Source organism: Devosia sp. P1_H9 (assembly GCF_056405135.1).
In genome coordinates this window covers 310,272-336,027 of record NZ_JBFUCQ010000005.1, presented here as the reverse complement: position 1 = coordinate 336,027, position 25,756 = coordinate 310,272, and the positions used below count along the sequence as shown (strand labels likewise).

The following is a 25,756-nucleotide window of genomic DNA, read 5'->3' as shown; positions in this document are numbered from 1 at the left end:
CGCACGCCCCCCCGCGTCATGCCGTGAACTCCTGATCTGCGGTCTTGTTAAGTTCCCATTCTACCCGCACCGCGTCGTAAATTGTCCGGTCCAGCTGAAACAGGACGTGGCTGGGTTCAAAAGTCGCCCCTGCGATCTCGACCAACTCGTGCTCGCCGTCCAGGTAACCGTCGAACTCGGCGTAGTCGCCATACTTCGGCGTGTTCGCTTCCTTGGCAGCCTCCCGGCTCCATGCAGCGTCAAAAAGGAAGCTGACGAGGGTGTCGCACAACCCGCCCAACATGACGGCATGTTGGCGCTGCAACGTCCGCCAATCGAATGATCCGCCGTGACGCATGCCGCTGATGTTACTCAGCTCAGCCAGCGCGCCGACCGTCCCGTTTATGCTGCCGACAAGTTTGCGGATTGCCTTCCCAATCTTATCGGCGTCGGGATGCCCGTCCAAGGTGAAGTCGAGTGCATTGATGACCCGACTGTTCTGGACGGGGAAGTCCTCTCCAGCAACGGAGCCCAATCCCAACTGCGGAGCAATGGTGTGATACGTGGCTTCGAATAGTGCACGTACCCGCTCTAGGCACCGCTCAGGCTCGCCTGAGATTGTCGTCTCCAAGGCCTCCACATGCACCTTCAATTGTCCCGCCCTGTCAGGATGTGCCTCGATCAGCGCGCGCAACATTTGGAGGCGATAGGTCACGCTGCCTCCCCTTGAGCAGCACCGTTCTTGATCCGCAGCCCGCCGGAAATCAGGCGGGGGAGAAGGGTGTCGCGCAACGTCGCGAGTTGGTCATTCTCGCGCGCAAGTTCGACAAGCCGCGCAACGATGGGATCTACGCATGCAGCAAAGGCCTCGGAAACGTGGGCGTTCGGAACCAACATTGGCAACTTGCGGAGTGTGCCCTTGCTGATCTCAGGGAAAGTCGAACCGCCCGCTACAGCAAGGAATGTGTCGATGTTAGCTGCGCACCAGAGCCATGCGTATGCTGTAGACAGCTCCTTGCCCACAATGCCCGCCATTCCCTGATTGATCGCGACAGGGCAGGTCGCAAAGGCGAGGTATCCGATGGGCGCGCGGGTCGAGATGAGCACCGAACCGGCAGGCAAGAGACCGGAATTGACGACTGACACGCCATCAGCCGATAGCGTCCTGTCGGTTCTAAGCAGCACCGGCGACTTGAGTGGTGACAGATCCTTCGGTGTTGCCCAGTAATGATCGCCACCCCAATATCGTGCCTCGTCTGTGCTTGGGGTGTTGCCGTTCCTGATCTCGAAGACATCGCCGAATGGTCTCTCTCGCCACCCGACCGGCAGGCCATCCTTGCTGAACGTGTCGGGGAAGAGTGTGGCGGTGGCAGCGGGGAGGCCGGGGTCTCGGCCCTCGGCCTTGGCGCGGACGGGGTCGAAATCCACGAACCAGCTCTTGAACAACGCCCGCGCCATCTCCTCCAGCGTCGCCGCCATGCGCCGGTTCAAATCTATCTTGCCGTCTAGGGAGCCGAGTACATTGGCGACAGATCTTTGGCGCGCGATGTCCGGTAGCGTAATCCACATGGATCGCTGGTCACCGAGGCTGACATAGTCGGCCATGTCCGTTTGTCCCGAAACCCCTTTGTACTGGGAGTAGAACTCTGGACCCGAGAGCCAATAGTAGAGATAGCCAGCGTCGATCTGCGCGTTGTTGAGCGACCTCCAATAACAGAGTTGGGGCGAGTATACGAACTGAGGCGTTTCGTCTGTGACCCGGGCGAACCGGCCAACAGTGCCTTTCGAGGTAAAGACTGTATCGTCTGGTCGACTTATCTTGTCGGGTGGGATATTTATGTTTGATAGATCCACCCTGTCAGCGTTATCAAAAAGAAACTGTCCGTCAATATTGCCGGCTCGCGCAAATGGAAGCCCTTGGTCTCCTAGCTCGCTGTTTTTCGCCCGATAGCCGTCACCCAATGCAAGCACTCCACGCGCGATGAGTTCACTCACGCGGTGTCGTGTAGGCTCACCAGCCATGACCCACCCCCGCCAGTACCTTGCGGATGCGTTCGTCCAGTGCCGCACCCTGGGCCATCTGTTCGCGCAGGGCCTTGGCAAGCCGCGCCATCTTGGCGTCGAAGCCCTCCTCGTCCTCTTCCTCGGCCTCGGTGCCGACATAACGCCCCGGCGTGAGCATGTAGCCCTGTTCCGCCACCTCCTTGAGGGTGGCAGATTTCGCGAAGCCGGGCACGTCCTGATAGCTCCCGCCCAACTCACGCCACGCGTGGTAGGTGTCAGCGATCTTGGCGATGTCGTTGTCCTCGCCTTCGCTAGTCAGTTCCTTCAAGGTACGCGAGACCATGGTGCCGAGGTTGCGTGCATCGATGAACAAGATGTCGTTCGTCCGGTCGCGCAACTTTTTGTCGCGTGAGAGGCCGTTCGACTTGTCGCGGGTGAGGAACCACAGGCAGACGGGTATCTGAGTTGTGGAGAAGAGCTGCCCCGGCAACGCCACGATGCAATCGACAAGGCCGGGGTAATGGATTTGCTTGCCGTCCTCGCCGACCGTGACGCCCTCGATCAGCGCGCGGCGTATGTCGCCCTCGCCAGATTGCTGGCTTGAGAGCGAGCCGTTGGCCAGCACCACGCCCGCATAGCCGTCTGGCGCGAGGTGGTAGATGATGTGCTGGAGCCATGCGAAGTTGGCGTTGCCTACCGGCGGCACGCCATAGCGCCAGCGGGTGTCACCCTTGAGCTTGTCACCGCCCCAGTCGCTGTCGTTGAAGGGTGGGTTGGCGAGCACATACTTCGCCATGAGACCCTTGTGCAGGTCCTCGTGAAACGTGTCCGCCCACTTGGAGCCGAGGTTCGCTTCAATGCCCCGGATTGCAAGGTTCATCTTGGCGAGGCGCCACGTGGTGGCGTTGCTCTCCTGCCCGTAGACCGCGATCTGGTCGCGCGCCTGCCTGGGAACGACGTGCTTACCTGCGTGCTCCTCGACGAAGCGCTCAGACTGCACGAACATACCGCCGGACCCACAACAGGGGTCGTAGACGCGGCCCTTGAAGGGCTCCAGCATGGCGACCAGCAGCTTCACAACGCTGCCAGCCGTGTAATACTGCCCGCCACGCTTGCCTTCCAACTTGGCAAACTCGCCAAGGAAGTACTCATAGACGCGGCCCAGCACGTCCTGCCCATGATGCGCATCCTCGAACCTAATGTCCGAGAATAGCTTCAGCACCTCCCCGAGCTTGGTCTGGTCCAGCTCCTGTCGGGCGTAGTTCTTGGTCAGCACGCCCTTGAGCGTGGGGTTCTCCGCCTCGATGGCGATCATCGCCTGATCGATCAGCTCGCCGATGGTCGGCTTAGTGCTGGTGGCGTTCTCCTTGAGAAAGGTCCAGCGCGCCCGCTCTGGTACGAAAAAGATACCTTCGCTGATAATCAGATCGCGGGCGGCGTCGGCGTCTTCGAGAAGGGAAGCCTCCTCCGGGTTCGCCTTGACCTCCTCGATGCGGGCATCAAAGCGGTCGGAGATGTACTTCAGAAAGATCAGGCCGAGGGCGACATGCTTATATTCGGCAGCGTCCATGTTGCCGCGCAGCTTGTCAGCAGCAGCGAACAGCGTGGCAGCAATGGAGGGCCCGGCTTTCGCGGCCTTTGCTGCACTATTCTTGCTCCCCGGCTTTCTCCCTCGTGGCACGACCCAACCCCCAGTCCTAGAATATCCCGTTGACCGGGGCTATTTGGTCAATGATTGGTTAACGCCCTCCTATGAGGCAAGGAAAAAGTGGTCCGGTCGACCAAATGCCAAGGCGCTGTCAAGTCCTGGCAGTCGCGGGATCAGGCGAACGCGCCCGAGTTTTTCCAGTAGCCACATGTTTCACGCATTAATTATCACAGAAAAACAATGTGTTAGGGCTGTGACTGGCATTCGGCCACCGTTAGCGCAAGGCCACAGACGCGGACCAACTAACCAGGTGTCGCTCATGGTTCACCCGCTTCTTGGCATGCAACTCGAAGTCACCAACGCGACCAGCCTGGACGAAGTGAACTAGGTCGGAGAACTGGGCCCTTGTCGTGGTAATGGTCGCCGTCTTTGCGGGGCCTGGTCCATCTGCGATCAAGCCAGCATCTGCGGCATCCAGGATGCGGTCCGTTGCAAAGATCGACAGAACTCCTGGAACCCCTCGGCCCCTGGTCGGGATGAACTCGACCGGAAGCAACAAGTAGGCAAGCTCATTCCCCTTACCCTCGGCGGTGGACCACCCCGTCACGAGGCTTGGGGTGCCTATAAGGCGAGCTATCCACGTTTCTGTCTCATCTGGCATCGCCGCCGCGCTACTCGAATAGGGCGCGAATGTCGGTATAGGGAACGGGGAACGGCCGGGGGCCGACGTACCATCCCACGGGCATCACCGTCTTGTTCGGATCGCTGTCACGGTACGATGGCTCCGTCACGTGGTCGTTGTCGAAGGGCACGATGACAGAGGCGCCATCCTTGCTCCCAACGAAGTAGATGAAGGGGTCGCTCCAGCGTCCGCCTTGCCCACCCGTCAATTTGCAAGCGACGAACCAGTAGCCCTTAAGTTCCTTCCGCTCGCAACTGGCGGAGCGATACCTAGAGAAGGGCAAATCTGCGCCTAGCTTGACCTTGTCGTCATAGACGCCCTGAAGGGTCCGGGTAATGACATGAGCATCGCCGGCCTCGGCCGCCGACAGGTCCTCGATCTCAATGAGCAACCACCCGCGCGAAAGCCCCTCGCAGCGCTGGTCCCAATTCCGCTGCTGGGCGACCGGCTGCCACTCCGTGTACGGTGCACCGATAGCCTTCTCTGTCTCTCTGCCAATTGCCTCGTCCCGCACGTTGATCCATTCCATCTTCTCGTCGGTGCCCGCGATGCCGAACTTCTCGTCGGCCTCTCGAATGACGTTGATGGTCTTGTGGTAGCCGTCGCAGTAGGCGGACAGGGCTTCCGCGCCGAACCGCTCGGCGACCTGTGAAGGAGCCTCAGTTTCGGGCAAGGCGCCAGCAATCGGCGACGCCGTGTTCTCAGGGACGATAGTTGTTGCAGCGACAGCCGACTGTTTGGAGGCATCCTTGTCTAGCGTATAGTTGGCCAGTCCCACCGACACGAAGAATGCGAGAAGGCTCAGCCCGGCGATCTTCCAGCCCCGGCGACGGCGCCCGCGAACGAAGATGCCGAGAACTATGCCGACCACCATGGCGACGAGCAACAGAAGGGCGAGTGCGGCAAAGGCTGTTGACATCTTATCTCTCTGGCTGCGGGGCAGGACAATGGATGGCGCGGGATCGCGTCCGTGGACCCCAATGCGGTGGGCGTAGTGCTGCTACGGTAACAGCCAAAAAACCGGAGTAAACCCCCGTTCCTTGTCACGGAGCCGTAGTGAAACTGCGGGACATGGACATTCGCAAACGGGTCGGACTTCGGATCAGGGCAGCGCGCAGAGAGCACGGGCTTTCTCAGAGCGAGCTTGCCGCCAAGCTGGAGCGCAGCATCGATACGATCTCGGCGATTGAGCGAGGCATCAGCCTGCCCAATCTTGAGACGCTTGAGGGCTTGGCAAGGGTGCTCGGTGTACCCCTCAAGGACTTCTTCGACTTCGAAGGGCAGGGTGCAACACCGAAGCAGGAGAAAGCCCTTGCCGAACTGCTTTCACTGGCTCGCCAGATGTCCGATCGCCAACTCGCCCTGTGTCTTGAATTGGCCCGTGTGGTGGTTCGGGCGGACTAGGGAGGGAACGGGTCATCTTCCTTCGCCACCGGTGATCGCGGATCGAGATGGCTGGGACGGATGCTTCGAACTGGGCACTCGTGCCACCCGATCGTAAACGCGTTGTTGTGGGTGAAGAACACCAGCGCGTGGTAGTCGATGTGAGCATCTATGACTTCGGCGAGTGCGGTCTTGCCGCTGATGCCGGAATGGAGGTCGTTGAACCGGGGTGCAACGATGCAGGCAGCGGCACCTTTGTGGCCGTCGGCATCAGGATGGTCCCAGATGTGTCGGCCGTAGTTCTTGACGTTCGCTGCACACTTGAGCCGGTGCTTGGCACCGAACGCGTTCAATCGAGCCGATCGAAACCCCGACCGGATCACGATAGGGCCGACCAGTCGTTGAAGCGGCTCCAGCACGTCCTGACAGAGGCGTGTGCCTGTTTCAACCGCTAGGTCGGGGTGGTCCGGCACATTCGGTATGCCAAACGCAGCGCCAATCTCAGAGTAGAGGAACTGGCGGAGATAGAAGTGCTCGGACAACCGCACCCGCCCCAGTTTCTCAAGCGTCCAGAATGTCTCTCTCATGGACATTATTATTCAAAATCAATGTGTTATGTGTGTGTCATGCATTGACGAACGAGGCGCAGAGGAGCGGTCTGACCTCAGGCCCGGTGGCAAGAGACCGATCCTGCCCACGCCGGAGCCACTTTGAAATGATCGGAAGTGCAGCGAGGCTGCAGCGCAGCCGGACATTGGTTCATACGAACCGCTGCTCGGTCAGTTGGCCATGAGCCCGTATGGTGAAGAACCAAGGCGGCTAACAGTCGCGCGCGTAGATGTGAAAAAATCGGAACCACAAACGCCACAAGCGGCAGCGGCAAGGTTGACTTTGAGCCCTCTACGGACACCGAACGGACATAGACGCCACAGGGCGCGCGCTAGCCATTACTTTTCATAGGTTTAGCCGCTTCAAGCTTCTGGCTATGTACCTGTTGACGCAATCCCCCAAGCAAAATGGCGGGAGTGGCCCTCTTGGTGGTGGACGTGGTCACCGTTCCAGTCTCAGAAAGTGGCGATTGAGAAAAACGGGGGAGAGACGCGATGACGCACGAGCGGCAACTACCGAAAGAAATCGCCCAGCACATTGAGAGCTTCAAGCTTTCGGCGGGCGAACGACAGGCGGAGGTCGATGCCTATTGGGCGATAATGAACCTAATTGAAAATGCCTCAGACCCGTTTGTGAAGCGGGTCCACCTCCAGACGTTGGAGTACGTGCTCGACCATGGTTCAATGAGGTGGACGTACTGCATGGACAACGTGTTTCCGATCGCGCTGGCGGATCAGCGGAAGGCACTGAAGAGGCTCAGGCCCGCTGAGCTTTTCAAGGCTATCGAGCACATCCTTTCCGCGGCAACTCACACCAGCAATTTCGGCGCCTCTCGCCGGTGGCCGCTGCAAACCAGTGCGTACTACTCAATGTCGAAAAAGCTACCGAGGTACGGTGATCTGATGGAACAGGCGCTGCCGCTCGACCTTCTCGGTTCAATTTATCGCTTCGGGGTTCACTCGTTCCACGTCGGTCGCGTTGTTGAGGAGATCATCCGGCTGATTGAAAAGCGGTATGACCTCGACTTCGCGGCACTGGAGAAGCAGCGTTCCGCAAAGGTGAAGCAGAAGTAGCCCCTCTACGCCCAATATGGTGCCTGCCAGCTAAATCGCCGGCCGCTATTGCCCTCAAGGATGGCACCAGCGCGGGATCAATTTCCGAGGCCAGCTTTATAAGTGTTCGCCTGGCAAGAGCCGCAATCGCGGGCGCCTCGGAGAACGCGGACACCCACGACGTCACATACCTACCTAGCTCAGGCAGGCTTTGGCGTCGCAACTTGCTGCGACAGTGTTCGACGAATTGAGCCAGATTGTCTTCGGACGGTTGGATCGTGACCTCGGCGCCGACTTTGCGGATGTGATAGCCCAAGAAATCAAAGCCGTGATCTACACGTCGAGGGGTTCGTCGCGGCTTTAGCCTCCAAGAGCCGGAAGAGCAGCGCACAACGGAGCGCTCCAAGGTTATCATCGAGTTCGACAATCGGCTCCGCGTGGCAGACAGCAAGGCCACATTATCGGCATAGGACGCGATTGCGACCTGCTCCAATGCACCTGACCGCTCTGCGTCGTCGAGAACCTGCGCCATGCGGGCCTCAGCGACGAGCGTTGAAGAACTCGATCCTTGGGGGAGACCCCCCCGGCTATCTACACGTAGGCTAACCATCGAGCATGTCTCATTCGGGATATAGTCCGCGAACGAGTATTCCACTGCTGTGATGCAGTGTCTGACTACCTCTTGGGGAAGGGGCAGCCATTCCGAAAGCGTTTGAACGATGTTTCTGTTCGACGCAAAAGTCCCGTAACAATCCGCAACGTCCCGCTCTATGAACCAACGGGCACCGGCTTCGATGTGATCTCTGATCTTCCTGATTGCCGCATTACGTCCCCCGCCCTGTTGCGCGAACTGATCAGCCCTCAGGTGTATGAAGGGACGAAGCCCGGCGACAACAAGCTGCTGGCGGGCACGCTGCCGAATGCCAAACTTGTGGATGGGGCGGTAGCCACCGTCTGCCTTCTTCTTTGCCCATATCTCTACGGGTTCTGTTTCTGGCCCGAATGGGTTCAGGCGGCCTGCCATTTGGATAAGCTGTGCGGTCGATACGCGAAGTGGAGCCTTCAGGGACTTGTTGGCTCGCTCGAACGCAAGCAACCTCGCATAGAAGGAACTGAGATATGTTCGCAGAGCCTCTCGCGCGTGCCGTGCGTTGCCACCTTCGACGTGTAGTTCGATCCGGCGAAGGAGCTTGGCGGACTGCTGCCGTGCGCGGCGAAAAAGCGCCTTATGAAGCCGGGTACGTTGAGCCGCCGACGCAGCGGCCTCAGGATCTGTGTGCACCCATGAGGAAACGCCCCGCGGTGGCCTGGTCGGGCTCTTTGACATGCTGTCAGGAACTGCCTGCGGGTTCGCCATGACTGGCCGAGAACGTATGCGGCAGGACATAGGTGTAGCTTGACGGACCGCGCTCATAGATTGCACCGGGGTTCAGCATGGTTTGCGACACGCAGGAATTGCGATCTAGCGAAGCGGGCGAACTTCCTGCTGCTCCAGCCACGCATAAAAGCGCGTAACGCTGTAGAGCACCTTCTGTCCAAGTCGAGTGAAGGGGGGCCCCTTGCGGGCCATGCGCCATTTCACAAGAGTGGTCGGATGTACGCCCAAGAGGGCCGCCAACTCGTTAGTGTCAACGTAATCGACAATACCAGATTGTTCCCTGCTTCCTGTCTCTAGAACTTTGCTAATGGCCATTTGTCTTCTCCAGCTATCCGGTGGCGTCTGGAGTAAACTTGCGGCATCTTGAGACCAGCGTCAGGGACAAAGAAGCGCTCCCCGATGTCGCCCACTATGGCTTGGGCTTTGGTCGCCGAGACCTCATGACCAAGGTGTTTTCTGCTCGCTGGTTGCGGGACGCCTGGTCAGCTAGTCGGATGGCTTTGCCCGACCTCGTCTTCGGATCGAGTGTGGCCAGGGTGTCCGGGTCTAGCTCGTCGGGACCAAGATCAGATGGCTTACGCAGATCGAGCTTGTAGTAGCGCTCAATGGTTTTCCTCGTACCGTCGTCGATGTCGAGGCTCTTGCACGCAGCGTACAGGGACGGGAGCCAGTCCGCCGACTTGCCCACCGATCTCATCTCCTTCATGCGAGCTAAGACAAGCTTGTATGTCCTGTAGCTCTCCGCGGTTGGGATGTGGTTGGTGTTCGTTCCGAAACCTCTAAGCTCCATCGGCGCGGCATCCGCCACCAATTGTGCATAATGCCGGCACGCAGCGATGGCCCACTCGGGAATGTTCCCCGGTGCAGCCTTGCCGATGGCGATCACTGCATAACGGATGTCGTTGGTCTCTTCGAAGTGCTCACGCGCCCGTTCGAATGCGGTAATTGCCAAGCCGGCCGAGGGCTCGGTTTTGTTGGCTGCCATGTCTATCGCCTCATCAGCCGGACGACGTTTGCACTGTTCTTCGTGCCAGAGATTGTGTCGGCCACAAGCTCTGTCGCCTTCCTCAAGGGATCATCGGCAAGGTGAGCGTATCTGTGCGTGGTCTGGGTCTGAGTGTGCCCAAGCAGCGCTCCAATGAGAGCGAGCGACGTTCCCCGTCCCGCGAGGATCGAAGCATAGGTGTGCCGCAGGTCATGGATGCGAACGTCCAGTACACCTGGTGCCAGCCGCACGTTGCGCGCCTTGGCGAGTTCAACTATCTCGGTGACCTGCGGCTCGCGGTCCAACTCAGCGGCAAGCCCATCGACAAGCGCCCTGACGTCGTCGCTATCCTTCCAAAGCGCGATTGTCGCTATCTCCTTTATTACCTGCCAAGTCCGCCTGACCTCCTGGAGGTGGCCCTCACCGGTTCTGCCTGGGAAGACGTAAATCGGTGACGCTGCCGTTGAATGCAGACGTACCAGCAACTGGCGGGCGGGAGCGGAGAGCGGTACGCGATGCTCTCTTCGTTGCTTTGTGTGATGCGATGGTTTCGTCCAAACGCCGCTCTCAAGGTCGAACTGAGACCATTCGGCTGCAAGTACCTCCCCTCGGCGGGCTCCCGTCAGCATTAAGAGGCGAATGGCATCGGCACTGAGTTGTTCTTTGCATGCGTCCATGGCCGCTGAGACCTGAGCAATCTCCTTGTCGGACAGGTAGCGATGTCGAGGCTGTTCCGGATTTCGTTGGACGCCTGACGCAACATTCTGCTCGATCCATCCCCACCGGTTGGCGAGGGTCAGCCCTTTGCGCAACACCTCGACGACACGGTTTGCCCGCGTACGGTGCTGACGAGAAATCCCACGGTGCAGCGCGTCAACGTCGGATGCCGTGAGGTCTCGGAGCTTAAGCTTCCCCAGCTTCGGCAAGACGTACGTTCTCCACATTGAGGCGTCGTCGGCCGCGGAGCGGGTTGCTTTGCGGGGGAGGTGCTCTTCAGCGTACCTGTCAAAAAGGTCCTGCACAGTCGGGGCATCGCGGTCGGACTGCCGCTTGCTCAAGGGGTCGCCCCCCAGATCGATCTCGCGCTTCAGCTTGGTGGCTTGATCTCGGGCTGCCTGAACTGACCATTCAGGGTAGGAGCCGATCGTGATGCGGCGCTCCCGCCCGTGGATGGTGTAGTTCAGTACGAACGCCTTTGTGCCCTTGTACGTGACGCGACAGCCGAAGCCCTTCAACTCGTCGCAGTACTCAATCTTGCTGCCGTGAGGGGGTGACGGTAGGGAGCGAACAAGGCGGTCGGTGAGTTTGGTGGGCAACGATGTCCGTCCTGTGTCCGGAAGCTAGCGTACATATCCTACCACGCCATGCCACACGTCGCCACTGGAAGTTCGCCGATTTCTTCTTTACTTTCAGCGTATTGATGTAAGTATCCTAGCTATTCTGGGCCATTCACGAAGCGCGAAGCCCAAGGCTCATAACCTGAAGGTCACAGGTTCAAATCCTGTCCCCGCAACCAAAGCTTGGCATTGGGAAACCCCGCGAAAGCGGGGTTTTTCGTTTTGGGCCGACGTTTCGGCTTTCCGGATATTTAAGTCGACAGGGGTTGGCAAACACCGGCCCCAAGCACATCTTAGCGACGACGAATTCAGGGCTCGGCTGTAATGACCCTGGGTATCTCCATCGGAGACGTCGGGGCGTGGTTCTTCACCCTCTGGCTCTGCATTGACTGGTACTTCAACCTCGACATGCAAACGGAGACTATCATGAAGGCAACGTTCAAGACTGGTATGGACATTCTGGCGGCACTGCGGGGCCCGAGGGGTGAAAGAGAGTGACCACGCCGACCGACGCAACGATGGGACGAGCCCAGGGTTAAGCCGGAGCTGCCGAGGCGGTTCGACTCCGCCACCCCGCACCAATTGAACCCCGGCCACGAGCCGGGGTTCTTTGTTTTCTGAAGGCCTGGCGTCTGTTGCAAGACCAGCGGCAACGTCAGCGGGCCGCCTTGGCGGCTGCTTCCAGCCACATCGCGACTGCTACTGCGCCGGGGTCGGGATGGCCGAGGGCGCGGTCGCCGATATAGCTCGAGCGGCCGCGCCGCGGCTGCATCGCGGCGGTGCCGGCTGCTCCGATGCGGGCTGCCTGCGCGGCTGCGTCGAGCTGGTCGGCGATGCTGCCGGTGGTCATCGCAGTGGCGGCGGGGATGAGGGCGTCCAGCATGGTGCGGTCGCCGGCGTCGGCGCCGCCCAGGCGCTTGATTGCGTCGGTGCCGGCAGCGAAGGCACGGGCGAGTGTGGTGGCGGCATCGCGGTGCTGCTCGGCCACTGCGTGCGATGCGCCGATGGCGAAGGCGGCGTAGAGGGGGCCGGAGGTGCCGCCGACGCTGCGGCGCAAGGCGAGGCCGATCTCGCGCAGCACCGCATCCAGCGGGCGGCCGGTCCAATCGGGCGCCAGCTGCAGCAGGCTCGATGCGCCGCCGGCCAGCGAGTGGCCGATGTCGCCATCGCCGACGACGCGGTCCATTTCGGTCAGCTCGGCCTCAGCGGCGATGATGGCGCGGCAGGCGGCACCGAGCACTGCGGCAAGTTCCGGCGAGGTCGGCGCCGCCGCGCCGTTATCCGTGCCGGCATCGACCGCAGGGGCGGGGAGGGTGGTCATGCCATCGAGCGGCAGCCGGCCGTGATCGCCGGGCCAGGCGGGTGCATCGGAGGGCGCGTCGAGGGCGGTGAGCAAGGCCGCGTCGGCGCGGATCAGACTGATCGAGACGCCGGTCATTTCGATGGCGGTGAGGAAGGTGCCGCAATAGGCGCGCTCGACGATGAGGCCGCGCTGGCGCAGCAGCTGCAGCGCGTCGCGCGCCACGATGCTCATTTCCATCTGCGCGGTGGCACCGAGATTGTTGACCAGCAGCGCCACGCGATCGCCCGCCGCGAGGCCGCGGTCGCCGATGATGGTGTCGACCAGGGTCTCGACCACCTGCCGGGCCGGCTGCATCGTCACGCGTCGCACGCCGGCCTCGCCGTGGATGCCGAGGCCGAGTTCCATCTCGTCGTCGCCGAGCGAGAAGTTGGCCTTGCCCGAGGCCGGTACGGTGCAGGGCGACAGGGCGACGCCCATCGAGCCGACGGTGGCAATTGCCGCCAGCGCACGAGCCTTCACCTCGGCAAGCGGCAGGCCGGCTTCGGCGGCAGCGCCCGCCACCTTGTGGACGAACACCGTGCCGGCAATGCCGCGGCGGCCGGCGGTGCGCTCGGCCTTGCCGAGGGCGGTGTCGTCGTCGACGATCACCAGCTCGACCGCGATGCCATCGGCACGGGCCATTTCGGCGGCAAGCCCGAAATTCAGCCGGTCGCCGGTGTAATTCTTGACGATGACGAGGATGCCGGCCGGGTTGGCGACGGCGCGCAGCGCGGCATAGACCGCATCGGTGCTGGGCGAAGCGAAGACGTCGCCGCTGACTGCGGCGGTCAGCATGCCCTTGCCGACATAGCCGGCATGGGCAGGTTCGTGGCCGGCGCCGCCACCGGTGACCACGGCCACCTTGCCACTTCTCACGAAGGCAGCGAGGTCGGCGCGTACCAGCGTGTTCTCGCTGCCGAGCAAGGCTAGGCCGGGATGGAGGGCAGCGAGGCCTTCGAGCGACTGACGGACGATCGAAGGAATATCGTTGATGAGCTTCTTCATGGCCTCTCCTCCCGGAACCCCGCGCCGGGGCGGCGCAGATTCATGCAGCACGACACTGGCGATGTCTGCACGATCGGGGTTCAGGAGGAAAGGGCCGAGAGGTTAGGCGGCAGCGGCCTGCTGGCGCTCCAGCGGATAGCCATCCGCCTCGTAAAGGGCGCGGATAGCGTTGCCATCGAAGCGACGTCCTTCGACCTCGAGGAACGTGCCGATCAGCCAGGCAGCGGGGCGGTCTTCCACGATGTACTGGATGGCCTCGGCGGCCGTCCTGAAGCGACGATACTGCTCCCGGGCCGACTTGGCGTAGCGGCGGCTGGGATAGAGCTCGGCGGAGGCGGTGTAGCTGAAGTTTTCCAAGTCGTGTCCTTTCGGGGCGATGAGCCGCGGGGGCGGCCGGTGGGTTTGCGTTGCAGCGGGTAATCGCCGCTCCGGTAGAGGCGCGCCAAGGCGCTGCCGGCATAGACGCGGTCTCCGACCCGTAGGCGGGCGCCGCGCAGGCTGATGGGCGCAACTTCCTCAAAGGCGAAGCGCAAGGCGTGTGCCGCGACCCGGAAAGCCCGAGGGCCCTGGGCCGTGGCAGTTTGCCAGTCGCGACCGAGATAGAGCTCGGCGCGAGCCTGGTAGTTCAGATGTGTCATGTGTTCTCTTGTGGGCCGGTCATCGTCAGATGCGGGCCTCTCGTTGAACGCCTCAACCGAAACCGGGAGACGTGTGCCGGGCCTGCCTCGACGGTAGGCCCGGCGGATCGATCAGGCGAGCTGAAGGTTGGTCGCGGACAGCTTGCCGTCCCGGCCGCTCTCGAGGTCGTAGGTGACCTTCTGGCCTTCGGCCAGGCCCATGATGCCGGCTGCTTCCAGCGCGGTGGCGTGGACGAATGCGTCCTTGCTGCCATCGGCCGGAGCGATGAAGCCGAAGCCCTTGGTGGAGTTATAGAATTTCACGGTGCCATTGATCATGACGGTTTACTTTCGATTGTGAGGGGACGCCCGGCGGGCGAACGCACTCGTTCCTCCGGCGCAACACGCGCAGGGGGTCTAGACGTTCGCAATTCAGGGGAACCAAACAACCGGCAAGCCGGCAGATCAGAAGCCAAAGATGGCCGTAACGTATGGCGCCTATATAGGGATGAATTGCGCCGAGAACAAGGTGACGCCGGAATTAGGGTCGGACACGCTCACCGTGTTTCGGCCCGGCCAGCTGCGCACCATTTACTACTTCGATGCGGCACGGGCATCGACAGCTTTATCAGGGGCGGCGCTGTCCTTGATCAGTATCACCCCGCCGCTCTCCGTACGAAATCGTACACAGTCTTGCTTAAATGCAGGTTGGCTACGGGCTTAGATCATTGTAATCAACTGCAATGCTGAGTATTCATATGTGCGGCATGAGCGTGCATCTAAGCTTTGAGATGAAGTATTTGTACGAAACCGTACGCCCGATACTTGCGATTCGGAGGCTTTCGTGGCGACGAAGGACGAGAAGCTCTCACTCAATGCCCTAATCGCCATGGTTGTCGGGTCGATGGTAGGGGCAGGGATTTTCAACCTGCCCGGCCGCTTCGGCGCGGCCACCGGTCCATTTGGGGCGATCATCGCCTGGGCGATCGCTGGCACCGGCATGTACATGCTGGCGCGCGTCTTCCAGACGCTGGCCGAGAAACGCCCCGACATCGACTCCGGCGTGTTCGCCTACGCCAAGGCCGGCTTCGGCGACTACATGGGGTTCCTGTCGGCCTTCGGCTATTGGCTCGGCAGTTGCCTTGGCAACGTCTTCTACTGGGTGCTGATCGGCTCGACGCTCGGCCGGTTCTTTCCCGAGATTTTCGGCGATGGCAGCAGCATCATCGCGATCATCGTTTCGCTGGTCGGCATCTGGGCCTTCCATTTCATGATCCTGCGCGGCGTCCAGCAGGCCGCCTTCATCAACACCGTCGTCACCATCGCCAAGCTGGTGCCGCTGGTGGTGGCGCTGCTGACCATGATCTTCGTGTTCAACTACCAGCAGTTTTCCGAGAACTTCTTCGGCGGCGCGGACATGCCTGAGAAGTCCCTGGTCGACCAGGTGCGCGACACCATGCTGATCACGGTGTTCGTGTTCCTCGGCATCGAGGGGGCCAGCGTTTACTCCCGCTTCGCCAAGAAGCGCGCAGACGTCGGCACCGCCACGATCCTCGGGTTCGTCGGCGTTACCGGCCTGATGGTCGCGATCACGCTCTTGCCCTATGCCGCCATGCCGCAATCGACGATTGCCGGCCTGCAGCAGCCTTCGCTCGCCGGCACGCTGGAAGAGATCGTCGGCCATTGGGGGGCGGTGTTCATCTCCATCGGCGTGCTGATCTCGGTGCTGGGTGCCTATCTCGCCTGGTCGCTGATCTGCGCCGAGGTGCTGTTCGCGGCCGCCAAGTCCAAGGACATGCCCAAGCTGTTCGCGGCCGAGAACGCCGACAAGGTGCCGGCGAACGCGCTGTGGCTCACCAACATCGTCGTCTCGCTGTTCGTGATCTCGACCTATTTCTCGCAAGACGCGTTCAACTTCATGCTCGACATGACGAGCGTGACGGCGCTGCTGCCCTACCTGCTGGTGGCGGGCTATGGCGTGCTCATTGCCCGGCGCGGCGAGGGCTACGAGGCCAATTCGAAAGAGCGTGGATGGGACCAGGTCGTTGCCTGGATCGCGGTGATCTACACGCTCGTCATGTTCGTCGCGGCCGGGCTCAAATACGTGCTGCTGCTGGCGGTGCTGCTGGTGCCGGGCACCATCCTCTACTTCTGGGCGCGGCGCGAACAGAAGCTCAGGCTCTTCACCTCTGTCGAGCTCATCGTCTTCGGCGTCACCCTCATCGCAGGCGCCGTTGGGGCGTGGGGCCTGCTGACCGGCACCATCACACCATGATCCTGGAAAGGTCCACGGCTATGAGCACGGAAACCTCCTTCGGCGTCCATTCCGAAGTCGGCCAGCTGCGCAAGGTGCTGGTCTGCGCACCCGGACGCGCGCACCAGCGGCTCACCCCCAGCAACTGCGACCAGCTGCTGTTCGACGACGTGCTGTGGGTGGATGTGGCCAAGCGCGACCACTTCGATTTCATCACCAAGCTGAGGGATCGCGGCGTCAACGTGGTCGAGATGCACAATGCGCTGGCCGAGACGGTGGCCATCCCCGAGGCGAAGAAGTGGATCCTCGACAACCAGGTGGTGCCGAACCAGGTGGGCCTGGGGCTGGTGGACGAAGTGCGCTCCTACCTCGACGGGCTCTCGCACCGCGAGCTGGCGGAGACGCTGATCGGCGGGCTGTCGACCGAGGAGTTCCCGGACACGCATGGCGGGGAGACGATGGCACTGGTCCGCGATGCGGGGGGGGTCAACGAGTACCTGCTGCCGCCACTGCCCAACACGCTCTATACCCGCGACACTACCTGCTGGATCTATGGCGGGGTGACGCTCAATCCGCTGTACTGGCCGGCGCGGCACGAGGAGACGATCCTCACCACCTCGATCTACAAGTTCCACCCCGATTTCGCCGGCAGGGTGAATGTCTGGTGGGGCGATCCGACCGAGGATTGGGGGCTCGCGACGCTCGAAGGCGGCGACGTCATGCCGATCGGCAAGGGCAACGTGCTGATCGGGATGAGCGAGCGGACCTCGCGCCAGGCGATCAGCCAGCTCGCGGCTAAGCTGTTCGAGAGGGGCGCGGCCCAGCGGGTGATCATCGCCGCGATGCCCAAGCTCCGCGCTGCGATGCACCTCGATACGGTGTTCACCTTCGCCGATCGCGACTGCGTGCTGATCTACCCCGATATCGTCAACCCGATCGAGTGCTTCTCCTACCGGCCGGACGGCAAGGGCGGGCTCGAGCTCAGCAAGGACAAGGGGCTGATCGAAGCCGTGTCCGAGGCCCTGGGCATCAAGAAGATGCGCGTCGTCGAGACCGGCGGCAACGCCTACATGCGCGAGCGGACGCAATGGGACAGCGGCGCCAACCTCGTCTGCGCCTCGCCCGGCGTGGTGTTCGCCTATGACCGCAACACCTACACCAACACTCTGCTCAGGCGCGAAGGCATCGAGGTGGTCACCATCTCGGGCGCCGAGCTTGGGCGCGGCCGCGGCGGCGGGCATTGCATGACCTGCCCGATCTCGCGCGACGCGGTCGACTTCTAGCGAGGGCGAAATGGAGAGCATTTCCCTTGAGCAGGCGTCGGAGGCCTATCGGGCAGCGATGCACCAGGCGGTGCGGAAATATGCGCTGGTCTACATCGCCGAGGGCATGCTGCTGATCATCGCCGGGCTATTGGCTGTGCTCTATCCGCTGTTCGCCGGGGCGGCCGTCGCCGTGCCGCTCGGCTGGCTGCTGATCTCGGCGGCCGTGCTGCAGGGGATCGCGCTATTCGGCACGCGGCAGATGCCGCATTTCAGCATGCAGTTGCTTTCGATCGTCATCGCGCTGCTGGTCGGCTTCCTGCTGCTGCGCAACCCGCAGCAGGCGCGGGAGGTGATCACGCTGCTGGTGATCGTGTTCCTGATGGTGCAGGGCGTCGCCCGGCTGACCTTCGGCCTCACCATCCGGCCGTTCGAGAACTGGCTGTGGGTGGTGCTCAGCGGGGTGCTCGGGGTCGCGCTGTCGCTGCTGCTCATCGCCGGCCTGCCGGAGCCGCCGCTCTGGGTCATCGCCCTGTTCGTCGGGCTCGAACTGATCGGGGAAGGGGGCGCCATCCTGGCACTCGCCTGGAAAGTGGTGGTGCCCGGGGGCGCCGAACCCTCAACGCCCTCCGTGTGACCAATAGGAGATGCAGATGACCTCGAACTTCTGGGAATTCCTCTGGCTGATCGCGATCAGTTTCTTCCTTCTGTCCTACCTGATGGTGCTGGTGCGCATCGTCGTCGACCTGTTCCGCGACAACACCATGGGCGGCTTCGCCAAGGCGCTGTGGATCATCGCCCTGCTGGTGGTGCCGCTGCTGACGGCGCTGGTCTACATCATCGCGCGGGGTCGCGGCATGGCGCAGCGGCAGATCGCCGATGAGCAGCGGCTCAAGTCGCAGGCCGATGCCTATATCCGCGAGGTCGCCAATACCTCGCCGGCCGACCAGATCGCGCGGGCCCGGTCGCTGCTGCGCGAAGGCGCGATCACCGAGGCCGAGTTCGCCGAGCTCAAGGCGGCGGCGCTGGCGCACTGACTGTGGTCGACTCGACATCCGGCTCCGAAGCGGCGTCAGGGCCGCCCGGAGCGGAGCAGGACCCGATCCAGGCGTCGCTTGCGGAGATGATCGCCAAGCTCCGCAAGGTGGCGGCGGAGCCGGATGCGCAGATCACCTGCGACGGGCTGATCGAGCTGATCGGCATCCACTCGCATGCCCTGGCGCTGCTGGTGTTCTCGCTGCTAAACCTCTTGCCCGCCCCGCCCGGCTACAACTTCGTCGTGTCGCTGGTGATCCTGGCGTTCGCCATCCTGATGCTGCTGCACAAGCCGATCTACCTGTGGCGCTGGTTCGGGGAACGGAAGCTGCCACTGAAGCCGCTGCTCAAGCTGATGGACATCCTGGCGCGCATCGCCGATGGCTTGGGCAAGATCTCATCGCCGCGGCTGTTGGTGCTGTCGAGCCGGCCCGTGCTGCCGGTGCTGGGGCTGTTCAACGTGCTCATGGCAGTGGTGATGCTGCCGCCGATCCCGTTCTGCAACATGCTGCCGTCGCTGGCGGTGGCGATGATCAGCGCAGGCATCCTCAACCGCGACGGCTGGCTGATTCTCGGCGGCATCCTCGTCGGCATATTGGGGGTGATCGCCGTCATCATCGCCATCTGGGCGATTATCGTGGTGTTCTGGGCGATCGATACGGTGGTCTAGCGCGCCGGGATGGCAGCGTTCGGCGCGGCGGGGCGCGGCCAGATCACGCCGCGAAAGTACGGTGTGTCGAGCCCTGGAAATGGGCTTCCATCGCGGCGATGGCGCCGGGGATATCGTGCTGTTCCAGGGCGGCGATGACGCGCATGTGCTCATCCACCGTATCGACGAGATAGCCGCGGAAACCTGGGCGGCGGTGGACGCGCTGCGCCATGCGGATATTCTCCTGCAGGCGCTCATGCGTGTCGAGGATGGCGTGGTTGCCGAGTGAGGCGACGATCTCGCGGTGCATGCGCATGTCGAGTTCGAGGAACGGTGTGTGCGCCGTCTCGAATGGGCTGCCGTCGGTGAGGCTGATGCGGCACTTTTCGTGGTTGGCTCGCATGTCGGCCAGCCAGGCGTCCGAGACGGTGTCGCCGAAACTCTTCAGCGCGAAGATCTCGATCATGATGCGGAACTGGTAGTTCTCGCGGATGAACGCCACCTCCGGGTAGACGATCTTGATGCCGGCGCGCGGCTTGATCTCGACGAGCCCGAATTCCTCCAGCAGCACCAGTGTTTCGCGCAGCGGCGACAGCGACAGGCCGAGCAGGTCGCAGAGTTCGGATTGGGTCACCACCATGCCGGCTTCGAGCGTGCCGTCATGCATCGCCTTGCGGAAGCGGCGGTACCCTTCGTTGTCATTGCGGACGTCAGACATGTTCACCGGTGAATTGGTCGAGGAGCATTTTCGCACTTTAGTATATCAACAGGCGATTTGGAAATCTCAGCAAAACGCCAGAGAACACAGGTTTCTACGAAGCTTGCGAGCGATCAGATGCGGGCCAAAGTGCGATACAGAGCGCAATCTCTGCGCTTCGCTGCCTTGACTTGAGATATCATCTCCTCTCATTAATATCTCAACGGAGGGGTAGCATGAAGCTGGTGATGACGTCGGGCCGCTCGAGCAGGGGCTGCTAGGTGGCCGCGGTCGAGCTGAGGAATGTCCGGAAGTCGTTCGGGACGGTTGACGTCATCAAGGGCGTGGACCTCAACATCGACAAGGGCGAGTTCGTCGTCTTCGTCGGGGCCTCGGGCTCGGGCAAGTCAACCCTGCTGCGGATGATCGCCGGCCTCGAGACGGTGAGCGATGGCGATATCCTCATCGACGGCAAGGATGTCACCTTCGCCGAGCCGTCGGAACGGGGCATCGCGATGGTGTTCCAGTCCTACGCGCTCTACCCGCACATGAACGTCTACGACAACATCGCCTTCAACCTGAAGCTGGCGCGCTTCGGCAAGGACGAGATCGACAAGCGGGTCAAGGAAGCGGCGCGGATCCTCAGGCTAAACGAACTGCTGAGCCGTTCGCCGGCACAGCTTTCGGGCGGGCAGCGGCAGCGTGTCGCCATCGGGCGCGCGATCGTGCGCAACCCCAAGGTGTTCCTGTTCGACGAGCCGCTCTCGAACCTCGATGCGGCGCTGCGCGTGCAGATGCGGCTCGAGATCGAGCGGCTGCACCGCGAGCTCGGCACGACGATGATCTACGTGACGCACGACCAGGTCGAGGCGATGACGCTGGCCGACCGGATCGTGGCGCTCGACAATGGCCGGATCCAGCAGGTGGGGCCGCCGCTCGATCTCTACGCACGACCGAACAACCTGTTCGTCGCCGGCTTCATCGGCTCGCCGAAGATGAACCTGTTGCCGGCCAAGGTGCTGAGCAGTTCGGGCGGCAAGGCGATGCTGCGGCTCGAGGCCAGCGCCGCGGCCCGGTTCGAGTTCGCTGCCGGCAGTGCAGGTGTGGGCGATGCGGTGACCGTTGGCGTCCGGCCGGAGACGCTGGAAGTCGTCGCCGCGGGGGCTGCCGTGCCCGCCGGGCTGACCGCACTGCCGGCGAGGGTCGAGTCCGTCGAGCGGCTCGGCAACATCACCTACGCCTATCTCGATGGGGGAACGCCGGAGGTGATCACCGTGCAGGTGATGGGCCATTCCGACCTCGAGCCGGGGCAGGAGGTCCAGGTCGGGCTCAAGCCCGACCAGGTGCACGTCTTCGACGCAGCGGGCGCCGTCATGGCGTCGGCGGTCGGCAGATAAATCCGGCAGAGGCCGGAGCTACAACAGGAGGAGAGACTATGCTTCGTACAAGGACCGCCGCGCTTGCCGGCGGCGTGGCGCTAGCCCTGATGGCTGGTGCCGCGATGGCCCAGGACGCGGTGACGCTGAATGTCTGGTCGGACACGCCGCGCCTCACCATGTTCGATCTCTACGACAAGACGCACGACAACGTGACGCTCAATGTCACCACCGTGGCGCCGGCTGACCTGATCGCCAAGATCCAGCTCGCGCTGCAGGCCAAGAGTGAGATCCCCGACGTGATCTTCATGTCGGACATCGGCTACACCGCGCAGCTCTCGACCCGCCGCTCGAACTACCTGATGGACCTCACCGACAAGGTGCCGCAGGCGCTGCAGGACGAGTTCTATCCGAACGGCAATTCGCCGTGCCATGTGAACGGCAAGCTGCTGTGCATGCGCAACGACCTGGCGCACATGATCGTCTGGTACGACAAGCCTGCGATGGAAGCGCTCGGCAAGGCCGTGCCGACCACCTGGGAAGAGTTCCAGAAACTCGGCGAAGAACTGGCGCCGCAGGGCCTCAGCCTCGGCACCGGCGTCGAGAGCTTCCCGCTCTATGCGATGCTGGTCTCCGACGGCTGTGACATGGTGATGCCGGTCGAAGGCAAGGAAGACACGGTCAAGATCGACCTCACCACCGAGAAGTGCCTGAAGCCGGCCCGGATGGTCGACGCCATGTTGAAGAATGGCAGCCTGACCAAGGTCGGGCCGTTCGAGCCGGATTTCGTGGCGCTGGCCAAGGGCGGCAAGGTGCCGCTGATGATCGGGCCGACCTGGTTCGGCGAATACGTGATCAAGCCGACCTATGAGTGGCCCGCCGGCAAGCTTGCCGCCGCGGCTCCGCTGAAGTGGGACGACCAGAGCCAGCCGCTCACCTGGAGCTGGGGCGGCGGTACCTATGGTGGCTGGAAGGACACTGCGCATCCGGCTGAGGTCGTCGATCTCGTGACCTGGATGGCAACCGATGTCGCCAACCAGACCGCAGCCGTGACGCTGCCTGGCCATCGGCCGTCGGCCGAAGCCTGGGGCGCTCGTCTCGCCAGCGACGCGTACTACGCCGATCCGAACGTCTTCCAGGTGGAAGCCGATGCGGCGGCGTTCAGCCACCCCGGTTATGTCAGCCTGCGCTTCAGCGTAAGCGACGCGATCGCCAAGGTGGTGGTGCAGCCGCTCGCCAGCGGCGGCACGGTCGAAGGCGCCCTGCCGGCGCTGCAGACCGAGCTCGTCAACCTCGCCAAGCTCAACGGCTATCAGGTCGAGTAACCGACAGACCGGCCGGACGCCCCGTGCGTCCGGCCGACCAGTCCAGGGGCATAAATGACCGCAACGGCAATGGCATCGGATATGGGGGCGGCGGCGAGCGATCGCGCCCGCAAGGCAAAGCAGAAGGCACGGCGCGACACGCGCATGTCGTATCTACTGCTGGCGCCGTATCTCATCCTCTTGCTGATGTTCGGGCTGTTCCCGATCGCCTATGCCTTCGGGCTGAGCTTCTTCGACACCATCGAAATGGTGTTCTGGGGTTTCACCAACTACCAGTTCGTGTTCGACGATTTCCGCGTGCCGGCAAGCGTCGTCAACATCCTCACCTTCGTTGCCATCTGGGTGACGCTGACGGTGACCGGCGTTGCCGTGCTGTCGCTGATGCTGGACAGCATCAATCGCAAGACCGCTAACACGCTCAGGACGATCTATTTCCTTCCCGGCGCAGTGACCTCCTCGGCCATCGTGGTGCTGTGGCTGTTCGTGCTCGACCCATCGGTCAGCCCGTTCCAGCCGGTGCTGCACGGGCTGGGCTGGGGCACGCGCGCCGATGTGGTCTCGGGCATCGGGCTCGCCGGCGTGTTCGCCATCATGGCTTACTTCTCGGCTTCGGGCGGCTGGATCGTGGTGTTCGGCGGGGCGCTTGCGAGCCTTCCTACGGAAGTTATGGAAGCAGCGCGCATCGACGGGGCCAACCGGTTTCAGTTGGCGACGCGGATCAAGCTGCCGATGATCTGGCGCTCGTTGGTACTGATGGGGATCCTGTCGCTGGCCGCCGGGTTGCAGCTGTTCGTCGAGCCGCAGTTGATGGGGCTCGCCGGCCCGCAATTCGCGCAGAATGACTGGTCGCTGAACCAGATGGCGTTCCAGTACGCCTTCCGGATGGGCGATTTCGGCGCCTCGGCGGCGCTCAGTACGCTGCTGGTCGGCTCGTCGATCGTCATCGCGCTGGTGATCGTCTTCGCCACCAAATTCTACAAGATCGATTGAGGGCACGATGAGCACCAGAACCGCACCGATGCGCCTCAACCTCGGCCGCTTCGTCGTATTCGCGACGCTGGCCTTTGCGGTGTGCTTCTACGGCATTCCGCTGCTCTGGCTGTTCATCGCGGGGACGCGGTCGGAGGCGTCGCTATTGACCGATCCGCCGTTTGCGCTCGGCACCTGGGAGGCGTTCAGCCGGACCTGGAACAATCTCACCACCTACAACAACTTCCAGATTCTCACCTGGGCCGGCAACTCGCTGATCTACTCGGTGGGCGGGGTGCTGCTGTCGCTGATCGCCTCGACCCCGGGTGGCTATGCGCTGGCGCAGTCGGAGTTTCCGGGCCGCAAGCTGATCCTGACGCTGACGCTGATCGCGATGATCACGCCGTCGACCGCAGTGGTGCTGCCGATCTTCCTCGAGATGAACCTCCTGGGGCTCAACAACACCTATGCCGGCCTGATCCTCGCTTCGGGGTTCTTCCCGTTCGGCGTCTATCTCACCTATGTCTATTTCTCGACCTCGCTGCCCAAGGGCGTGATGGATTCCGCCCGGGTCGATGGCGCCAACCGGTTCCAGCTGTTCACCCGCATCGCGTTGCCGCTGGCCCGGCCGATCATCGCGCTGGTGGCGTTCTTCAGCTTCCTCGCGATCTGGTCGAACTACTTCCTCGCCTTCGTGCTGCTCAGCGACGACAAGCTCTACAATCTGCCGGTGGGGCTGACGGCGCTGGTTTCGGGCTCGGGTGCGCTCAGTAACCTGCCGTCCAACGATGTGCCGATCAAGAAGCCGGAGGTGGTGCTGGCCGCCATCCTCGTGGTGTTACCGGTGCTGCTGATTTTCATGGCCGCGCAGCGGTTCGTGCGCTCCGGAATGCTGTCGGGCGCGGAAAAGGGTTAGGCGGCCGGATCGATTCTCATGGCGGCTGCCAAAATCGTACTTGTGGAGGATTGAATGAAGATCACGGGGTTCACGGCTTGGCTGGTCGAGCACGAGCCAGGGCCGAAGTTCATCTGGCGCGACGGCATCCCCGGCTCGCATGGTGACATCCCGCGCGGCACGAAGCCCCACAAGGCCGTGATCCGGATGGAGACCGACAGCGGGCTCTACGGCTCGATCGAAATGAACCGCGGCGAGGCGGTGGTAGATCTGGTGCGGCGGCGCTTCCACGAGTTCATCGGCGAGAACCCGCTGCTGACCGAGCGGATGTGGCGGCTGATCTGGGAACTCGACCGCATCGAAGAGTTCCACATGCGGACGCTCGGCATGCTCGACATGCTGTGCTGGGACGTCAAATCGCAGCAGGCCAAGATGCCGATCTACCAGATGCTGGGCGGCGACGACCGGGTCGTGCCGGCCTATGCTTCGACGGTCACCTGGCCGACGATGGATGAGTACGAGCGCTACATCAAGATGAGCCGCGACGTCGGCTTCAAGGCGTTCAAGCTGCACGCCTGGGGCGGCCCGGTGAAGCGGGACATCGAGCTGTGCAAGAACCTCCGCAAGTGGGTCGGACCGGATGCGGACCTGATGTTCGACGGCTCGGCCGGCTGGGACTATGTGAACGCGCTCGAGTTCGGCAAGGCGATCCAGGACCTCGGCTTCCTCTGGTACGAGGAGCCGATGCGCGAGTTCCATTTGGGCTCGTACACCAAGCTCTGCGAGAAGCTCGATATCCCGATCCTCGCCGCCGAAACCTCGGATGGCGTCCATGGCAACATGGCGACCTGGATCGAGAACAAGGCGCTCGACATGACGCGCGTCTCGACCTTCTACAAGGGCGGGTTCACCGGCTCGATGAAGGTGGCGCACCTGAGCGAAAGCCACGGCATGCGGGCCCAGGTGCACGGCATGGGGCTCGAGAACGCGCAGATCTGCGCCGCCATCTCGAACAATGACTACTACGAGCAGCTCGTGATGAACGAGGAGCAGATCAAGGGCCTCGACAAGCTCGGGCCGCTCGCCATCGTCGACGGCAACCTGACCGTCAGCGACGAACCGGGCATCGGGTACCAGTTCGACTGGAACGAACTCGATGCCACGGCCCTTACGAAGGTCGAAGTGACCGAGCGATTGACGCCAATCGGCAGTCAGGTACCATGGCACTGATATATCAGATTATATAACTGAGCTATCATGAGGGAGGAATAGC

The 25,756-nt window shown here is 62.4% G+C and carries 26 protein-coding genes; 13 read left to right on the top strand and 13 right to left on the bottom strand.

All coding sequences use genetic code 11. The features are described 5' to 3' along the window. Positions 1-16 precede the first annotated feature (16 nt). The 4 genes from AC1DYL_RS12315 to AC1DYL_RS12300 all read right to left on the bottom strand — a co-directional run bounded on the left by AC1DYL_RS12315 (position 17) and on the right by AC1DYL_RS12300 (position 5,232). The gene (locus tag AC1DYL_RS12315) at positions 17-694 is read right to left on the bottom strand and encodes an abortive infection family protein (RefSeq protein ID WP_477173346.1); all 678 of its coding nucleotides are present in this window, start codon (positions 692-694) and stop codon (positions 17-19) included. Further along, a complete protein-coding gene (locus AC1DYL_RS12310) occupies positions 691-1,974 on the bottom strand; it encodes a restriction endonuclease subunit S (protein ID WP_477173345.1) in 1,284 nt (427 codons plus the stop codon). The genes AC1DYL_RS12315 and AC1DYL_RS12310 overlap by 4 nt, the downstream gene beginning before the upstream one ends. A 16-nt stretch (positions 1,975-1,990) precedes the next feature. Then, positions 1,991-3,664: a type I restriction-modification system subunit M gene (locus AC1DYL_RS12305; RefSeq protein WP_477173344.1), complete on the bottom strand. Its 1,674-nt coding sequence runs from the start codon at positions 3,662-3,664 to the stop codon at positions 1,991-1,993. A gap of 638 nt (positions 3,665-4,302) precedes the next feature. Continuing rightward, positions 4,303-5,232, bottom strand: a complete 930-nt coding sequence (locus tag AC1DYL_RS12300; RefSeq protein ID WP_477173343.1) for a hypothetical protein — start codon at positions 5,230-5,232, stop codon at positions 4,303-4,305. A gap of 137 nt (positions 5,233-5,369) precedes the next feature. Here AC1DYL_RS12300 and AC1DYL_RS12295 point away from each other — a divergent pair, with 137 nt between their 5' ends. Continuing rightward, on the top strand, positions 5,370-5,717 hold the full coding sequence (locus tag AC1DYL_RS12295) for a helix-turn-helix domain-containing protein (RefSeq protein WP_477173342.1): 348 nt from the start codon (positions 5,370-5,372) through the stop codon (positions 5,715-5,717). Here AC1DYL_RS12295 and AC1DYL_RS12290 read toward each other — a convergent pair. Further along, the gene (locus tag AC1DYL_RS12290) at positions 5,714-6,283 is read right to left on the bottom strand and encodes a hypothetical protein (protein ID WP_477173341.1); all 570 of its coding nucleotides are present in this window, start codon (positions 6,281-6,283) and stop codon (positions 5,714-5,716) included. The two genes, AC1DYL_RS12295 and AC1DYL_RS12290, sit on opposite strands and share 4 nt — an antisense overlap. Before the next feature lie 516 nt (positions 6,284-6,799). On the opposite strand from AC1DYL_RS12290, the gene AC1DYL_RS12285 reads away from it, so the two are divergent. Beyond that, positions 6,800-7,378, top strand: coding sequence for a hypothetical protein (locus AC1DYL_RS12285; RefSeq protein WP_477173340.1), 579 nt, complete (start codon positions 6,800-6,802; stop codon positions 7,376-7,378). On the opposite strand, the gene AC1DYL_RS12280 is transcribed toward AC1DYL_RS12285, so the two are convergent. The 4 genes from AC1DYL_RS12280 to AC1DYL_RS12265 form a co-directional block, all read right to left on the bottom strand. After that, positions 7,296-8,381 (bottom strand): reverse transcriptase domain-containing protein, encoded by a 1,086-nt coding sequence (locus tag AC1DYL_RS12280; protein ID WP_477173339.1) that lies wholly within the window; start codon positions 8,379-8,381, stop codon positions 7,296-7,298. The two genes, AC1DYL_RS12285 and AC1DYL_RS12280, sit on opposite strands and share 83 nt — an antisense overlap. 438 nt (positions 8,382-8,819) lie before the next feature. Next, positions 8,820-9,050, bottom strand: coding sequence for a helix-turn-helix domain-containing protein (locus tag AC1DYL_RS12275; RefSeq protein WP_477173338.1), 231 nt, complete (start codon positions 9,048-9,050; stop codon positions 8,820-8,822). Positions 9,051-9,144: 94 nt separating this feature from the next. Then, positions 9,145-9,720 carry a hypothetical protein gene (locus tag AC1DYL_RS12270; protein WP_477173337.1) on the bottom strand — a complete coding sequence of 192 codons (576 nt, stop codon included), beginning with the start codon at positions 9,718-9,720 and terminating at the stop codon, positions 9,145-9,147. Positions 9,721-9,722: 2 nt separating this feature from the next. Further along, complete coding sequence (locus AC1DYL_RS12265) at positions 9,723-11,036, bottom strand: tyrosine-type recombinase/integrase (protein ID WP_477173336.1); 1,314 nt, start codon at positions 11,034-11,036, stop codon at positions 9,723-9,725. A 345-nt stretch (positions 11,037-11,381) separates the two neighbouring features. Here AC1DYL_RS12265 and AC1DYL_RS12260 point away from each other — a divergent pair, with 345 nt between their 5' ends. Then, on the top strand, positions 11,382-11,555 hold the full coding sequence (locus AC1DYL_RS12260) for a hypothetical protein (RefSeq protein ID WP_477173335.1): 174 nt from the start codon (positions 11,382-11,384) through the stop codon (positions 11,553-11,555). Positions 11,556-11,712: 157 nt separating this feature from the next. Here AC1DYL_RS12260 and dhaL read toward each other — a convergent pair whose 3' ends face one another. The 3 genes from dhaL to AC1DYL_RS12245 all read right to left on the bottom strand — a co-directional run bounded on the left by dhaL (position 11,713) and on the right by AC1DYL_RS12245 (position 14,360). Then, the gene (dhaL, locus tag AC1DYL_RS12255; RefSeq protein ID WP_477173334.1) at positions 11,713-13,404 is read right to left on the bottom strand and encodes a dihydroxyacetone kinase subunit DhaL; all 1,692 of its coding nucleotides are present in this window, start codon (positions 13,402-13,404) and stop codon (positions 11,713-11,715) included. Between the two features lie 102 nt (positions 13,405-13,506). Further along, positions 13,507-13,761: a hypothetical protein gene (locus AC1DYL_RS12250; protein ID WP_477173333.1), complete on the bottom strand. Its 255-nt coding sequence runs from the start codon at positions 13,759-13,761 to the stop codon at positions 13,507-13,509. Between the two features lie 392 nt (positions 13,762-14,153). After that, a complete protein-coding gene (locus AC1DYL_RS12245; RefSeq protein WP_477150039.1) occupies positions 14,154-14,360 on the bottom strand; it encodes a cold-shock protein in 207 nt (68 codons plus the stop codon). Positions 14,361-14,865: 505 nt separating this feature from the next. Here AC1DYL_RS12245 and AC1DYL_RS12240 point away from each other — a divergent pair. From AC1DYL_RS12240 to AC1DYL_RS12220, 5 genes are read left to right on the top strand one after another with little or no spacing between them, the layout of a single operon-like run. Then, a complete protein-coding gene (locus AC1DYL_RS12240) occupies positions 14,866-16,296 on the top strand; it encodes a basic amino acid/polyamine antiporter (protein WP_477173332.1) in 1,431 nt (476 codons plus the stop codon). Positions 16,297-16,316: 20 nt separating this feature from the next. Continuing rightward, a complete protein-coding gene (locus AC1DYL_RS12235) occupies positions 16,317-17,558 on the top strand; it encodes an arginine deiminase (RefSeq protein ID WP_477173331.1) in 1,242 nt (413 codons plus the stop codon). A 10-nt stretch (positions 17,559-17,568) separates the two neighbouring features. Then, positions 17,569-18,174 (top strand): HdeD family acid-resistance protein, encoded by a 606-nt coding sequence (locus AC1DYL_RS12230; protein WP_477173330.1) that lies wholly within the window; start codon positions 17,569-17,571, stop codon positions 18,172-18,174. 16 nt (positions 18,175-18,190) lie between these two features. Continuing rightward, the gene (locus tag AC1DYL_RS12225; protein WP_477150035.1) at positions 18,191-18,574 is read left to right on the top strand and encodes an SHOCT domain-containing protein; all 384 of its coding nucleotides are present in this window, start codon (positions 18,191-18,193) and stop codon (positions 18,572-18,574) included. Positions 18,575-18,576: 2 nt separating this feature from the next. Next, positions 18,577-19,242: an exopolysaccharide biosynthesis protein gene (locus AC1DYL_RS12220; RefSeq protein WP_477173329.1), complete on the top strand. Its 666-nt coding sequence runs from the start codon at positions 18,577-18,579 to the stop codon at positions 19,240-19,242. Between the two features lie 43 nt (positions 19,243-19,285). Here AC1DYL_RS12220 and AC1DYL_RS12215 read toward each other — a convergent pair whose 3' ends face one another. Further along, positions 19,286-19,939, bottom strand: coding sequence for a GntR family transcriptional regulator (locus AC1DYL_RS12215; RefSeq protein WP_477173328.1), 654 nt, complete (start codon positions 19,937-19,939; stop codon positions 19,286-19,288). A gap of 260 nt (positions 19,940-20,199) precedes the next feature. Here AC1DYL_RS12215 and AC1DYL_RS12210 point away from each other — a divergent pair, with 260 nt between their 5' ends. The 5 genes from AC1DYL_RS12210 to AC1DYL_RS12190 are packed head-to-tail and all read left to right on the top strand — an operon-like array spanning position 20,200 to position 25,713. Then, positions 20,200-21,315: an ABC transporter ATP-binding protein gene (locus AC1DYL_RS12210; RefSeq protein ID WP_477173327.1), complete on the top strand. Its 1,116-nt coding sequence runs from the start codon at positions 20,200-20,202 to the stop codon at positions 21,313-21,315. 38 nt (positions 21,316-21,353) lie between these two features. Beyond that, positions 21,354-22,619 carry an ABC transporter substrate-binding protein gene (locus AC1DYL_RS12205; protein WP_477173326.1) on the top strand — a complete coding sequence of 422 codons (1,266 nt, stop codon included), beginning with the start codon at positions 21,354-21,356 and terminating at the stop codon, positions 22,617-22,619. A 54-nt stretch (positions 22,620-22,673) separates the two neighbouring features. Beyond that, positions 22,674-23,609, top strand: a complete 936-nt coding sequence (locus AC1DYL_RS12200) for a carbohydrate ABC transporter permease (RefSeq protein ID WP_477173325.1) — start codon at positions 22,674-22,676, stop codon at positions 23,607-23,609. Positions 23,610-23,616: 7 nt separating this feature from the next. After that, complete coding sequence (locus AC1DYL_RS12195; protein WP_477173324.1) at positions 23,617-24,504, top strand: carbohydrate ABC transporter permease; 888 nt, start codon at positions 23,617-23,619, stop codon at positions 24,502-24,504. 54 nt (positions 24,505-24,558) lie between these two features. Further along, positions 24,559-25,713: an enolase C-terminal domain-like protein gene (locus AC1DYL_RS12190; RefSeq protein WP_477173323.1), complete on the top strand. Its 1,155-nt coding sequence runs from the start codon at positions 24,559-24,561 to the stop codon at positions 25,711-25,713. Positions 25,714-25,756 lie beyond the last annotated feature (43 nt).

What these genes read in the sequence shown, in the direction of transcription:
- AC1DYL_RS12200 (WP_477173325.1), top strand. Translation starts at nt 22,674, where the DNA reads ATGACCGCAACGGCAATGGCATCGGATATGGGGGCGGCGGCGAGCGAT.
- AC1DYL_RS12225 (WP_477150035.1), top strand. Translation starts at nt 18,191, where the DNA reads ATGACCTCGAACTTCTGGGAATTCCTCTGGCTGATCGCGATCAGTTTC.
- AC1DYL_RS12300 (WP_477173343.1), bottom strand. Translation starts at nt 5,232, where the DNA reads ATGTCAACAGCCTTTGCCGCACTCGCCCTTCTGTTGCTCGTCGCCATG.
- AC1DYL_RS12270 (WP_477173337.1), bottom strand. Translation starts at nt 9,720, where the DNA reads ATGGCAGCCAACAAAACCGAGCCCTCGGCCGGCTTGGCAATTACCGCA.
- AC1DYL_RS12235 (WP_477173331.1), top strand. Translation starts at nt 16,317, where the DNA reads ATGAGCACGGAAACCTCCTTCGGCGTCCATTCCGAAGTCGGCCAGCTG.
- AC1DYL_RS12195 (WP_477173324.1), top strand. Translation starts at nt 23,617, where the DNA reads ATGAGCACCAGAACCGCACCGATGCGCCTCAACCTCGGCCGCTTCGTC.
- AC1DYL_RS12290 (WP_477173341.1), bottom strand. Translation starts at nt 6,283, where the DNA reads ATGAGAGAGACATTCTGGACGCTTGAGAAACTGGGGCGGGTGCGGTTG.
- AC1DYL_RS12275 (WP_477173338.1), bottom strand. Translation starts at nt 9,050, where the DNA reads ATGGCCATTAGCAAAGTTCTAGAGACAGGAAGCAGGGAACAATCTGGT.
- AC1DYL_RS12245 (WP_477150039.1), bottom strand. Translation starts at nt 14,360, where the DNA reads ATGATCAATGGCACCGTGAAATTCTATAACTCCACCAAGGGCTTCGGC.
- AC1DYL_RS12190 (WP_477173323.1), top strand. Translation starts at nt 24,559, where the DNA reads ATGAAGATCACGGGGTTCACGGCTTGGCTGGTCGAGCACGAGCCAGGG.
- AC1DYL_RS12280 (WP_477173339.1), bottom strand. Translation starts at nt 8,381, where the DNA reads ATGGCAGGCCGCCTGAACCCATTCGGGCCAGAAACAGAACCCGTAGAG.
- dhaL (WP_477173334.1), bottom strand. Translation starts at nt 13,404, where the DNA reads ATGAAGAAGCTCATCAACGATATTCCTTCGATCGTCCGTCAGTCGCTC.
- AC1DYL_RS12205 (WP_477173326.1), top strand. Translation starts at nt 21,354, where the DNA reads ATGCTTCGTACAAGGACCGCCGCGCTTGCCGGCGGCGTGGCGCTAGCC.
- AC1DYL_RS12260 (WP_477173335.1), top strand. Translation starts at nt 11,382, where the DNA reads ATGACCCTGGGTATCTCCATCGGAGACGTCGGGGCGTGGTTCTTCACC.
- AC1DYL_RS12215 (WP_477173328.1), bottom strand. Translation starts at nt 19,939, where the DNA reads ATGTCTGACGTCCGCAATGACAACGAAGGGTACCGCCGCTTCCGCAAG.
- AC1DYL_RS12285 (WP_477173340.1), top strand. Translation starts at nt 6,800, where the DNA reads ATGACGCACGAGCGGCAACTACCGAAAGAAATCGCCCAGCACATTGAG.
- AC1DYL_RS12230 (WP_477173330.1), top strand. Translation starts at nt 17,569, where the DNA reads ATGGAGAGCATTTCCCTTGAGCAGGCGTCGGAGGCCTATCGGGCAGCG.